The organism is Kineococcus sp. AC630, from assembly GCF_979255925.1.
Window position 1 is genome coordinate 1 of record NZ_CEEDMJ010000022.1, and the last position, 12293, is coordinate 12293.

The 12293-nt window shown below is 73.1% G+C and carries 10 protein-coding genes; 3 read left to right on the forward strand and 7 right to left on the reverse strand.

The genetic code is table 11. The annotated features are described in order from the left end of the window. Nucleotides 1–370: 370 nt before the first annotated feature. Together AC0I8G_RS20570 and AC0I8G_RS20575 are read right to left on the reverse strand one after the other, a co-directional pair. A complete protein-coding gene (locus AC0I8G_RS20570; protein WP_471731597.1) occupies nucleotides 371–1648 on the reverse strand; it encodes an AAA family ATPase in 1278 nt (425 codons plus the stop codon). Beyond that, nucleotides 1645–2277, reverse strand: coding sequence for a hypothetical protein (locus AC0I8G_RS20575; RefSeq protein ID WP_471731598.1), 633 nt, complete (start codon nucleotides 2275–2277; stop codon nucleotides 1645–1647). The genes AC0I8G_RS20570 and AC0I8G_RS20575 overlap by 4 nt, the downstream gene beginning before the upstream one ends. A 270-nt stretch (nucleotides 2278–2547) precedes the next feature. On the opposite strand from AC0I8G_RS20575, the gene AC0I8G_RS20580 reads away from it, so the two are divergent. Further along, nucleotides 2548–2766: a helix-turn-helix domain-containing protein gene (locus AC0I8G_RS20580; protein ID WP_328294983.1), complete on the forward strand. Its 219-nt coding sequence runs from the start codon at nucleotides 2548–2550 to the stop codon at nucleotides 2764–2766. A gap of 33 nt (nucleotides 2767–2799) precedes the next feature. Here AC0I8G_RS20580 and AC0I8G_RS20585 read toward each other — a convergent pair whose 3' ends face one another. After that, nucleotides 2800–3351: a hypothetical protein gene (locus AC0I8G_RS20585; protein ID WP_471731599.1), complete on the reverse strand. Its 552-nt coding sequence runs from the start codon at nucleotides 3349–3351 to the stop codon at nucleotides 2800–2802. A 215-nt stretch (nucleotides 3352–3566) separates the two neighbouring features. Here AC0I8G_RS20585 and AC0I8G_RS20590 point away from each other — a divergent pair, with 215 nt between their 5' ends. Continuing rightward, nucleotides 3567–4250 carry a LysM peptidoglycan-binding domain-containing protein gene (locus AC0I8G_RS20590; RefSeq protein ID WP_471731600.1) on the forward strand — a complete coding sequence of 228 codons (684 nt, stop codon included), beginning with the start codon at nucleotides 3567–3569 and terminating at the stop codon, nucleotides 4248–4250. A 58-nt stretch (nucleotides 4251–4308) separates the two neighbouring features. Next, nucleotides 4309–4851, forward strand: coding sequence for an Rv3235 family protein (locus AC0I8G_RS20595; protein WP_380259466.1), 543 nt, complete (start codon nucleotides 4309–4311; stop codon nucleotides 4849–4851). A 21-nt stretch (nucleotides 4852–4872) separates the two neighbouring features. Here AC0I8G_RS20595 and secA read toward each other — a convergent pair whose 3' ends face one another. The 4 genes from secA to AC0I8G_RS20615 all read right to left on the reverse strand — a co-directional run bounded on the left by secA (nucleotide 4873) and on the right by AC0I8G_RS20615 (nucleotide 12231). After that, nucleotides 4873–7557 (reverse strand): preprotein translocase subunit SecA, encoded by a 2685-nt coding sequence (secA, locus tag AC0I8G_RS20600; RefSeq protein WP_471731601.1) that lies wholly within the window; start codon nucleotides 7555–7557, stop codon nucleotides 4873–4875. 70 nt (nucleotides 7558–7627) lie between these two features. Continuing rightward, on the reverse strand, nucleotides 7628–10237 hold the full coding sequence (locus AC0I8G_RS20605) for a putative bifunctional diguanylate cyclase/phosphodiesterase (RefSeq protein WP_471731602.1): 2610 nt from the start codon (nucleotides 10235–10237) through the stop codon (nucleotides 7628–7630). 48 nt (nucleotides 10238–10285) lie between these two features. Continuing rightward, nucleotides 10286–11536: a winged helix-turn-helix domain-containing protein gene (locus AC0I8G_RS20610; RefSeq protein WP_471731603.1), complete on the reverse strand. Its 1251-nt coding sequence runs from the start codon at nucleotides 11534–11536 to the stop codon at nucleotides 10286–10288. Further along, nucleotides 11533–12231: a response regulator gene (locus AC0I8G_RS20615; RefSeq protein WP_380259462.1), complete on the reverse strand. Its 699-nt coding sequence runs from the start codon at nucleotides 12229–12231 to the stop codon at nucleotides 11533–11535. Before AC0I8G_RS20615 ends, AC0I8G_RS20610 begins: the two co-directional genes overlap by 4 nt. Nucleotides 12232–12293: the final 62 nt, after the last annotated feature.

Sequence of the window (12293 nt, forward strand, 5' to 3'; positions counted from 1 at the left end):
CACTGGCGTGAAAGAGGCGAGGATCAATCCCAAAGGAACCCCAAACCATCACCCACCCACGCAGAAAACGCAGCGCAATGACAGCCGATTGGGGGTTGATACATATATGGCATCAACATTTTTGGCACACTGTTGAGTTCTCAAGAACCGGACGCACGACTGTCGACCGCTTTTCGGCGGCTTCTCGTCTGCGGTAGTTCGTCCAGCTTACCGGACTTTCAGGCCCGGTCGGGACGCTCCAGTTTCATCGGCAGTCGACGGGCGCAGTTGAGCGCCTGCAACTGGTGAAACTCTTCGGAGCTGTCCCCCGCCTCCGGAGACCGGCCGGTTTCCCGTCCGTTCCTCCCCGTCCTGCGGTGTGACAACTACGTTAACTGCGGGCCAGCAGCGGGTCAAATCCTGCCCCCACGAGCGCCTCCACCGGGTCCGGCGGCAGGTCGACCACCGCCTCCACCTGCATCGCCAGTTCGCTGAGCGAGCGGCGCAGGCCGCTGCGCGGTTCCACCTCCGCCAGGGCGCGGCCGGCCAGCGACGCAGCGTCCGCCGCGGCGTCCTCGTCCAGCAGCACGGGGTTCTCCACCCCACCGAAGCGCCGGAGCGTCGACCTCGTCCGTCGGGCAGCGGGGGGCCCCACGGCCGAGGCCCGTACCCGGTTGAGGACGGGCACCACGAGCGCGTCCGGCGCCACCTCCCGCAGGCGGTCCCAGGCGCGGACGAAGCGCTGCAACCCCACGGGGTCCGCCGCACCCACGACCAGGACCACGTCGGCGGCCTCGAGCGCCGTGGTGGTGATCGCGTCCCGGCTGCGCCCCTCTCCCGCCCCCTGCACGGGGTCCTCCAGACCGCCGGGGAGGTCCAGCACGCTCCAGTCGTGCGCTGTCGCGCCGACCTCGAGCACCCGGCGGAACGCCGCCGGACGTACCTCGCTCCAACGCAACGGGTCGGTCGCACCGGTCAGGACCCCCAGCCCGGTGGCGACGACGGCGGTGTGCCGCTGCAACGCGGCGACGTCCAACCGGCCGTCCGCCGCGGAGCGCACGGCCGCGAGCAGACCGGGCGCTTCGTCGAGGAGACCGAGGGTCTGGCCCACCGCTGCTCCCCGCGTGTCCGCGTCGACCAGGAGCACCTCCTGCCCGGCCAACGCGAGCTCGAACGCGACGTTCACGGCGACCGTGGTGCGTCCCGTGGAACCATGCGGTCCCCAGACCGCGACGGTGCGCCCCGGGACGGCCTGGGCGACCGGTTCGAGCGCAGGCACCGGGCCTGGTTCGTCCACCCGGCCGAGCGACTCGACGGCCATCGCCACGTCCCGCGCGAGGTCGCCGGGAGACCGTCCCTCGAGGGCGAACCTCGTCGCCCCCACCGCGCGCCAGCGTCGTTCGGCCGCCTCCCCTTCGGGTCCTTCCGGCACCAGGACGAGGAGTGCGACCCCCCACCGCCGCAACGCCTCGACGGTCTCGCTGTCACACCCCGGGAGGTCCGCCCCGACCACCACGGCGCGGGCGAGACCGGCCCCGGCGGCCGCCAGCAGGTCGGCCACGTCCGGGCAACGGCGCACGACGACGAGCTCGCGTCGCAACGGTTCCCAGCCCGCGAGGAGCCTCGCCTCGGCCGGCCCAGGCACCGAGACGACCACCGGCAGCGTCACGGGCGAGCACCTCCGGCACCGGGGACCGGCACCAGGACCAGGTCGTCGTCGTTCGAGACCGCCTGCAGGACAGCGGGCATGGCGGACTCCGGGACGACCACCTGAACGTCGGCCCCCGACCGGGCACCGAGCGCACCCCCGCCGGTGACGACCGCCGACACCTCGGCGGTCTCGACGAGGCGTTCCGGCTCGACCGCGTCCTCGACAGCGCCGGCCCCGGCCGCCCGGACGACCCAGAGGTCGACGAGGGCACCGACCTGGACACCCTGCGGGACGTTCCCCGCGACGGGCACCGTCACGGGTCGCGACGTGAGGTCTCCGCTCCGTCCCAGGGCGGACAGCGGGAGCAGTTCGCCGGCGCGCAGGCCCCGCAGAGCGACCAGGTCGGCGTCGAGCGCGCCGGTGGAGGCTTCGAGGTAGGCCGTCCCCGTCCCCTCGTCGAGGTGCACCTCGACCACGCGCAGGTCGGCGGCGGTCAGCGACTGCCCCGCGCCGACGTCACGGGCCAGCGCCCACACGCCCACCGTCGCCTGGGCGGCACCGACCACCCGCGCGCCCAGCACGACACTGGCCAGGACGAGGGCCAGGCCGATCAGCAACCGCGGATCGCGCCACGAGGGGGCACTCACCCGCCGGACGACCGACACCGGCGGCACGTCACGTCCGCGTACCGCTCGTACCGCTGTCCGCACTGGTGGGCCCTCCGTCGTCCGACACGTGGAGGTCCGGGCACTTCCCGGGCTCCAGGCGCTGTGGTCGAGACCATGGTGAGGCTCCTGAGCGGCGGGGGTCCGCGGTTGTCCACAGGCCACCCGAACGGCCGATGCGCCAGGGTGACGTCGTGCGAGGATGCGGACACCCGCCAGGAACAGCTCCGACGACGCCCTCCAGGAGACCCCGTGCCCGCCCGTTTCGTCCCGCTCGCGGATGTCGCCGAGACGCTCGCGATCAGCTCGGCCCAGGCCTACGCCCTGGTCCGCACGGGAGAACTGCGGGCCATCAAGGTCGGCGGGCGGGGGCAGTGGCGCGTCGAGGACTCCGAGCTCGAGGACTACATCCAGCGGATGTACACCCAGACCCGCGAGAGCGTCCTCGCGGGCGAGGACCACACCGACTGACCCGCTCACCGACCCCACCGGCCGACCTGCCGGTCAGACCACCTCGGTGATGCTGAGCAACGCCGAGAACGGCACCGTCGTGGTGCGCGCACCGCTGTCCGCACGCTGACCCTCGGCGACGTCGTCGAGGTCGACGACGTCGACGTGGTCGGCGCCCACCCGACCCACCGTGCCCCGGACGTCGACACCACCCGTGCGCACGACGACGTGCACACCGGCTCCGGCCAGCGCGCGGACCGCCAGGAGCAGGGTCCGCCGCGCCGCGACCGCGCCCCAGGGCGCCGCACTGCGTCCGGGGACCCCCCGCAGTGCGAGCACGGCCGCGGCCGGCAGCAGGACCTGCCGCGACGCCGCGGCCTCCCGGACCAGGAACCAGTCCGGTCCGACCCCCTCGACCCGCCCGTTCAGCGTGGTGCCGTCGCGCAGCACGAAGGTGACGGCCCCGGTCGCCGCGCGCACGCGGGCGGCGAGCGTGACGGTCGCCTCGTCCCGGCGGATCCGGTCGGCGACCTCCTCGTCCCGCTCGAGCCGGTGGGCGTGCTCCGCCCGGGCGGCGAGGTCGTCGAAGAGGTCGTCCCAGCGCACGACCCAACGCTACGTCGCGGTGACCACCCGTCGGGTCGCCCGTCACCCGTCTTCACCCACCGTCAGGCGCTGCCCTCCGATCGGGCGCATGTCACGGGAGTTCCTGGCCCCGCGCACAGGTGGTCGCTAGACATGGCGCAGCAAACGACACCAAACGACACCCAGAAGGACTCAACTGGTCCAACTGGGGCCGTGCGATCACGAGGGTGGTTACCGTGCACAGACTTCGGCACCTGCTGACGTTCACCGTCGGCGCCGGGCTGGCCGCCGTGCCCGCTCTGGCCGGCGCCGGGCTCCTCGCGCTGGCGGCACCGGCGCTGCGCACCGCGCAGTCGGGCACCGCGACGGTCGCCGACCTGCTCGTCGGCGGGTGCTCCGTCGTGGGCGCCCTGCTCCTGGGGTGGTTGGCGCTCACCGTCCTGGTGGCCGTCGCCGACGAGGTCCGGGCCCGCAGTCACCCGCGACTCGCCGTGCGGCCCTCCCCCGGCGTCCCGCGGACCGTCCGCCGGGTCGTCGCGCTCGTCGTGGGCCTGGTGCTGGGATCGGCCGCCCTCTCCGCCGGCGCGGCCGAACGGGGCTCGGCGACCGCGGTCCCCGAGCTCGGCTGGGCCGCTTCCGCACCGCTGCAGGCCACCTCGGCACCGACCCTCGACCTCGGCTGGGCCGCCGTCCCGGAGACCACCACGGCGAGCACTCCCCCCGCACCCCGGGAGGTCGACGGCGAGATCGTCGTCCACCGCGGGGACAGCCTGTGGTCGCTGGCCGCGCAACGGTGCGGTCCCGACGCCACCGCCGGTGAGGTGATGGCCGAGCAGCACCGCCTCCACACCGCCAACGTCGACGTCATCGGCGCCGATCCCGACCTGCTGCTGCCCGGCCAGGTCCTGCGCCTGCCCTGACCCCCGTCCGAGCACCCGTTCGGCCACCCGTTCGCCACCGCACCCAGGAGACCTCCGCGTGACCAGCTCCACCGCCGCCCTGCTCGACGACCTCACGCCGGACACCGGACGGGTACCCCTGCCCTACGGGCTGCCGCCCTACATCGACGAACGTGAGGACGCCTTCGGTCCCGAGGGGCCCGTCCTCAGCCACCTCAGCCCCGACCAGGGCGTCCTCGAACTCGCGATCGTCGACCCGCGGCTGCTACCGCCCTCGGAGCTGCCGGAGGTGACGGCGTGGACGCGGCGCTACCTCGTCGTCCTGCTCGAGGTCCTCACCGGTCAGCGGCCGACCCAGCAGCTGCTGCGGTGGTCCGCCGCCGACATCTACGCGGGGGTGCAGCGGCGGGCGGCGCTGCAGGCCCGGCTGCGCGCCCGGACCGGACGGACGGTGCGACCGCAGGTCGGGACGCTGCGGGTGTCGTTCCCCCGCCCGGACGTGGCCGAGGTCGGGGCCGTGCTGAGGGAGTCGGACCGGGTGCGCGCCGCGGCGCTGCGCATCGAGCGCTGCACCGACCGCTCCGGGGAGCGGTGGCGGGTCACCGCGCTGGAACTCGGGTGACCCGCCCCACGTGAGCTGCGCTCAGTCGTCCTGGCTGCGCTGGGCCGCGCGACGCTGGGCCCGGTTGCCGGTCTCGGCGTCCGTCGCCGCGGCGTCGCCGGCGTGGACCTCGACGTCACCCTCGGCCGTCGGGGCCGAGTACTGCAGCTGCTGACGCGGCGGGGGCGCGCCGAACCCCGGGGCGGTCGCCGCGGCCCCCGGCTGGGTCGCCGGCTGGACCTGCAGCGAGAAGAGGTAGCCGATCGACTCCTCCTTGATGGCCTCCGTCATCGCCCCGAAGAGCTGGTACCCCTCGCGCTGGTACTCCACGAGCGGGTCGCGCTGGGCCATCGCGCGCAATCCGATGCCCTCCTGGAGGTAGTCCATCTCGTAGAGGTGCTCACGCCACTTGCGGTCCAGCACCGACAGCACCACACGGCGTTCGAGGTCGCGCACGACGCCCTCGCCCAGCTCCACCTCGCGGACGTCGTAGCAGGCCTGCGCGTCGCCACGCATCTCCTCGACGAGCCGCTCGACGGTGAGGTTCCCGCGACCCCCGGCGGCCTCGACGACCTCCGCCGGCGTCACGGAGACCGGGTAGAGGCTGCGCAACGCCTCGAAGAGCTCCTCGAGGTCCCAGTCCTCCCCGAAGCCGCGGGCCGTGGCCTCGGTGACGTAGGCGGTCACGACGTCGTCGAGGAAGTGGCGGATCTGCAGGTGCAGGTCCTCCCCCTCGAGCACCTTGCGGCGTTCGGCGTAGATGACCTCGCGCTGGCGGTTCAGGACGTCGTCGTACTTGAGGACGTTCTTGCGGATCTCGAAGTTGCGGCCCTCGACCTGACCCTGCGCGCTCTGGATGGCGCGGGAGACCATCTTCGACTCGATGGGGACGTCCTCGGGGATGCCCGTGCGGGTCAGGAAGGACTCCACCAGCGCGGCGTTGAACAGGCGCATGAGGTCGTCGGTCAGCGACAGGTAGAACCGGGACTCCCCCGGGTCACCCTGGCGACCGGAACGACCGCGCAGCTGGTTGTCGATGCGACGCGACTCGTGGCGCTCGGTCCCCAGCACGTAGAGCCCACCGAGGTCGCGGACCTCGTCGTGCTCGGCCTGCACGGACGCCTTGGCCTGCTCGACGACCTCGGGCCACGCGGCCTCGTAGGCCTCGGGGGCCTCGTCGGGGTCGAGCCCCTTGTCCTTCATCGCGGCGACGGCGAGGAACTCCGCGTTGCCGCCGAGCATGATGTCCGTCCCGCGGCCCGCCATGTTCGTCGCGACCGTCACGGCACCCTTGCGACCGGCCTGCGCGACGATCGAGGCCTCGCGCTCGTGCTGCTTGGCGTTGAGGACGGTGTGCTCGACGCCGGCCTTGGTGAGCAGGGTCGAGAGGTACTCGCTCTTCTCGACGCTCGTCGTGCCCACGAGGACGGGCTGACCGCTCGCGTGGTGCTCGGCGATGTCCTCGACGACGGCGTTGAACTTGGCCTGCTCGTTCTTGTAGACGAGGTCGGGCTGGTCCATCCGCACCGCGGGGCGGTTCGTCGGGATCGAGACGACGCCGAGCTTGTAGATCTGGTGGAACTCCGCGGCCTCGGTCATGGCCGTACCGGTCATCCCGGAGAGCTTGTCGTACATGCGGAAGAAGTTCTGGAGGGTGATCGTCGCCAGCGTCTGGTTCTCGTTCTGGATGGGCACGCCCTCCTTCGCCTCGATGGCCTGGTGCATGCCCTCGTTGTAGCGGCGACCGGCCAGGATGCGGCCGGTGTGCTCGTCGACGATCAGGACCTCGTTGTTCGGGGAGACGACGTAGTCCTTGTCCCGTTTGAACAGCTCCTTGGCCTTGACCGCGTTGTTCAGGAACCCGATGAGCGGGGTGTTCACGCTCTCGTAGAGGTTCTCGATCCCGAGCAGGTCCTCGACCTTCTCGATGCCGGCCTCGAGGATCCCGATCGTGCGCTTCTTCTCGTCCACCTCGTAGTCGACGTCGACGGTGAGCCGGCGGACGATCTTGGCGAACTCGCCGTACCACTTGGTCGGGGAGTCGGAGGGGCCGGAGATGATCAGCGGCGTGCGGGCCTCGTCGATGAGGATCGAGTCGACCTCGTCGACGATCGCGAAGTTGTGGCCGCGCTGGACCATCTCCTCGGTGTTCCACGCCATGTTGTCGCGCAGGTAGTCGAAGCCGAACTCGTTGTTCGTGCCGTAGGTGACGTCGGCCGCGTAGGCCTCGCGCCGCTCGTCCGGGCGCATCGAGGAGAGGATGCAGGAGCTCGTCATGCCCAGGAAGCGGAAGACGCGCCCCATGAGCTCGCTCTGGTACTCGGCCAGGAAGTCGTTGACCGTGACGACGTGGACGCCCTTGCCGGACAGGGCGTTGAGGTAGGCCGGCAGCGTCGCGACGAGGGTCTTGCCCTCACCGGTGCGCATCTCCGCGATGTTGCCCTGGTGCAGCGCCGCGCCACCCATCAGCTGCACGTCGAAGTGGCGCTGGCCCAGCGTCCGGCGCGCGGCCTCGCGCACCACGGCGAAGGCCTCGGGCAGCAGGCTGTCGAGCGTCTCGCCGTCGGCGATGCGCTGCCGGAAGCGGTCGGTCTCGCCCCGCAGCTCCTCGTCGCTCATCGCCTCGAAGTCACCTTCGAGGGCGTTCACCTGCTCCGCGATGCGGTGCAGGCGCTTGACCACGCGGCCCTCACCGGCGCGGAGGACCTTTTCGACGATCGCTGGCACCCCGTCACTCTAGCGGCGCAACGTCGCGTGACGGTGCCTCTACGGAATGCAGTGGTCTCGCGACGTGGCGTCAGCGCGAGCGGTCGAGCATCCTGCGCAGGTCCGTGGGGCGCACACCGCTGATGGGGACGGGCACGGGTGCCTCCCCCGGGCCACCCTGCACCGGGACGGCCACGGCCCCCTCGCGCGCCACCCCGACCGGCCCGAACTCCCGGGCGAAGAGCGACTGCGCGTCCAGCGCGGCCTCGGCGTCGTCCCCGTCCTCCCCCGGTCCCTCCAAGGGGTCCCCGGTGAAGTCGGCGAGACCGGCGAGGTCGGCGAGGTCGGCGAGCGCCGGGACGGTCGCCAGCTTCTCGACCGGGCCCAGCTCGCCGGCGGTCAGCTCGGCCCCGAGCTCGGCCACCGAGCGCGGCGCGCCGAGCAGGATGCCCTGGGCGACGGAGCAGCCGGCCTCCTGCAGCAGCAGGACCTGCTCGGTGCGCTCCACACCCTCGGCGACGACCCCCAGGTCGAGGGCGGCGCCGAGTTCGCAGAGGGTGCGGACCGCGGCGAGCGCGTCGGCCCCGTCGGGACCGTCGATCTCGGCGATCAGGGTGCGGTCCAGCTTGACGCCGTCCACCGGCAACTGGCGCAGCGGCGCGAGGGAGTGGTTGACGAGCACGTCGCTGTCGCCGTCGGGGCGCAGCGTGGCGAAGTCGTCGAGGAGGATCCGCGCCCCGGTGGCGCGCAGCTTCTTGAGCCGCGCGGCGAGCATGTCCGGGTCCTCGCCGAGCAGGTCGGCGGGGATGTCCAGCACGAGGGCCGTGGGGTCCAGCGACGCCGCGGTGAGAGCGTTGCGGACGTCGTCGGACACCCCGCGGGTCATGACGTGGGCGGCGGAGAGGTTGACGGTGATGGAGAGGTCGGGGACCTGCTCGCGCCAGGCGGCGGCCTGGGCGCACGCGGTCCTCAGGACCCAGCGCCAGAGCTCCTCCACGGCCGGGGAGCGTTCGGCGCCGGCCAGGAACGCACCCGGTTCGAGCAGCCCGCGGGTGCGGTGGCGCCAGCGCAGCAGCGCCTCGGCCCCGACGACCGCGCCGTCGCCGAGACGGACGATGGGCTGGTAGGCGAGCTCGAACTCGTCGTCGCCGACCGCGCGCAGCAGGTCGTGCTCGAGCTGGCTGCGCAGGCGGTCGGCGTCGTGCATGTCGGCCTCGAAGAGGACGACGCGGCCGGCCACGACACCTTCCCGGGCGCTCTGGCTCGTGTCGGAGGACCCCGTGCCCAGGGCGTGGGACTCGGCCTTGGCGCGGTACATGGCGCTGTCGGCGCGGCGCAGCATCTCGGCGGCACCGACGCCGGGTTCGGCCACCGCGATGCCGATGCTGGCGCCGACGCGGACCGACTGCCCGTGGGTCTCCAGGGGCTGGGACACGTCGGCCTGCACGCGGGCGGCGATGCGGGCCGCGGCGCGGGCCGGTTCGACGTCGCGGACGACGAGGGCGAACTCGTCGCCGCCGAGACGGGCGGCGAGGTCGTCGCCGCGCAGGCAGCGGCGCAGGCGGCGCGCGATGCGGGAGAGGACCTCGTCGCCGGCGGCGTGGCCGAGGGTGTCGTTGATCCTCTTGAACCCGTTGAGGTCCACGAAGAGCACCGCGGTGCCGATGCCGTCGGACTCGGTGACGCGCAGCGAGACCTCGAGGTGGCGCAGCAGCGTGGCCCGGTTGGGCAGGTTGGTGAGGGAGTCCGACGACGCGGCCTCGACGGCGCGGACGGTGTCCGCGTGGCTCAGCGCCATGCTGGCGTGCTCGGCGAAGGCGCGCAGGACGGTAGTGCCGACGGGGTCGAGCGGGCCGCTGGCGAGGGTGTCGAGGACGAGGGCGCCGACGCTGCGGCCGTTGATGTGCACGGCCGCCGCGGCGGGGACGTGCGCGTCGCCGGTGGCGACGCCGAAACCGCCGAGCGCGCTCGTCGCGGCGAGGGCGAGCTCGGGGGCGAGCTGCGGGTCACCGACGGCCGCGACGACGCGCATCTGCATCTGCGAGCGCGGGTCGGCGAGCACCAGCGTGACGGCGCGGCCGTCCATGAGTTCGGAGGAGCTCGTGGCGATCTGGACCAGCAGCTCCGGCAGGGGACGACGGCTGGAGACGGCGCGCTGGAAGCGGACCGAGGTGGTCAGGACCTGCTCGCGCTGGCGCAGGGCCTGCTGCAGCCGGTTGCGCTCGGCCACCCCCTGCGCACCCTGCTGGCGGTGCCAGCGCTCCCGTTCGCGCCCGTGGCGGCCCAGGACGACGAGCCCGAGGACGCGGGCCACGAGGGTGGCGGTGGCGAGGACGCCTTCCGGGGTCTCGGTGGCCTCCGCCCACCCGACGACGATGTGCACGCCCTCGAGGGCCGGCACCTCGACGACGGTGGCGCGGACCCGGCCGAGGCCGGGGACGGCGAAGGACCCGCCCCCGTCGCGGACCACGCGGGCGAGACCGCGTTCGGGCAGGAAGCGCTGACCGAGGCCGACCCCGCCGTGCACGTGGGCGCCCTCGCAGACGGCGACGACGTCGGCGTCGACGAGGTCGGCGACGAGGGCGGCGGAACGGTTGAGGACGTCGCGTTCGCTCGCCCCGGCGCTGAGCTCCGTCAGGACGTGCTCGAGCAACGTGCTGGCGTGCCCGAGCTGTTCGGGCGAGAGAGCGGCGACGTCCACGTCAGGTGCTTCGGCCTGCGGGGACGTGATGTTGAGGCGGTGAGGGGGTCAGTGACCCGAACGCCTCAACGCGCCGGCCAGGGCGGGCGCCAGGTCGCCGGGGCCGAGCACGACGACGTCGTCGAGGCCCAGCCAGCGGGCGAGGTCGCCCAGTTCGGCGGCGAGCTCCTCGGCCGTCTCGGGCGGCGCGTCGGGTTCGGCCCACGCGGCTTCGACGCGCAGCACGCCGCTGCCGCTCCGGTCGGCCTTGAGGTCCACCCGGCCGACGATGTCCTCGCCCAGCAGGAACGGCAGCACGTAGTAGCCGTGGACGCGCTTCTCGCGCGGGACGTAGAACTCCAGCCGGACGGTGACGCCGAAGACCTCCTCGGTGCGGGCGCGGTGCCAGACCAGGGGGTCGAACGGCGTGAGCAGGGCCCGGGCGCGGACCCGCGGCGTCGGGGTGGTGGGGAGGCGGTAGGCGGGTCGGTGGGCGGCCCAGCCGCGGACCCGGACGGGTTCCAGCTCACCGGCCTCCACGAGGTCGGCGACGGCTGCCTTCGACTGCTCCGGCCGGAGGCGGAAGTAGTCGCGCAGGCTGGCCTCGGTGGCCACCCCGGTGGCGCGCGCCGCGATCCGGACCAGCTCGCGGACGGCGTCGGCGGGGTCGGGGACCGGCAGGGCCAGCACGGCGGGCGGCAGGACGCGCTCGGTGAGGTCGTAGCGGCGCTCGAACTGCTGGTTGCGGCCGGCGGCGGAGATCCGGCCGGCGAAGAAGAGGTGCTCGCAGGCGCGTTTGACGTCCGACCAGTTCCAGCCCCAGTTGTCCCTGGTGCGGACGGCGCCGGGGGCCAGCTGCGCCTCGAGCACGCGCGCGGTGCTCGGGCCGTGCACGGCGAGGTGCTCGACGACGGCCTCGAGCAGGTCGGGGCGTTCGTGGGCGATGCTGCGCACGCTGCCCCAGGCGTCGTCCGCGGCCCGGTCCATCCGCCAGCGGAGCAGCCGGTGGGTGGCGGGCGCGACGTAGCTGGCCTCGTGGGCCCAGTACTCCACCAGGCGACGGGGACCGCGGTTCGCGGCCCGGTCGAGGAGGTCGGTGCCGTAGGGCCCGAGCCGGGAGAAGAAGGGCAGGTAGTGGCTGCGGCACAGCACGTTGACGCTGTCGATCTGGACGATCCCGAGCCGGTCCACGACGCGGGCGATCCCGGCCGCGGTGACGGTGGCGGGTCGGCGGCGGCTGAAGCCCTGGGCCGCGAGCGCCGCGCGCCGGGCCTGGCGCGCCGTGATCTCCTCCACCGGGACGGGGAGGGCGGCGGTCACGACAGTTCCACGATCTTCTCCCGCACGGCGTAGACGACGGCCTCCATCCGCGAGTGCAGCTGCAGCTTCTCGAGGATGTTGCGGACGTGGTTCTTGACGGTGTTCTCGCTGATGCCCAGGGAACCGGCGATCTCGCGGTTGGCCATCCCGCGCGCCAGCAGCCGCAGGACGTCGAGCTCGCGGGGCGAGAGCCGCGGGGCGCCGGGCAGCCCCAGGGCGCGTTCCTCGTCGCGTCGTCGCATGGCGTTGAACTCACCGAGGAGCAGGCCGGCCATCTTCGGGGTGATGAGCGACTGCCCGGTCATGACCGCGCGGATCGCGTCGGCGACCTCCTCGGCCGGCACGTCCTTGAGGAGGTAGCCGTTGGCCCCGGCGCGCACGGCCCCGAAGAGGTCGTCCTCCTCCTCCGAGGAGGTCAGCATGAGGATCTTCGTCGAGGGGGCGGCGGCCTTGATCTCGGCGCAGGCGTCGATCCCCGAGCGGCGCGGCATCCAGACGTCCATGAGGACGACGTCGGGCAGCAGCTCCTCGACCCGGGCCAGCGCGTCGGCGCCGTCACCGGCCTCGCCGACGACGTCGATGTCGTCCTCGACGGAGAGGACCATCTGCAGCCCGCGCCGGAACAGCGAGTGGTCGTCCACGACGACGACGCGGATCGCCTCGCCGCTCGTGCGTTCGCCCGGCTGATCGGTCATCCTCGTCCGTTCCCCCTCCGCGTGCCGTTCTGCTCTCCGGCGATCTTGGCACGGGCAGCAGC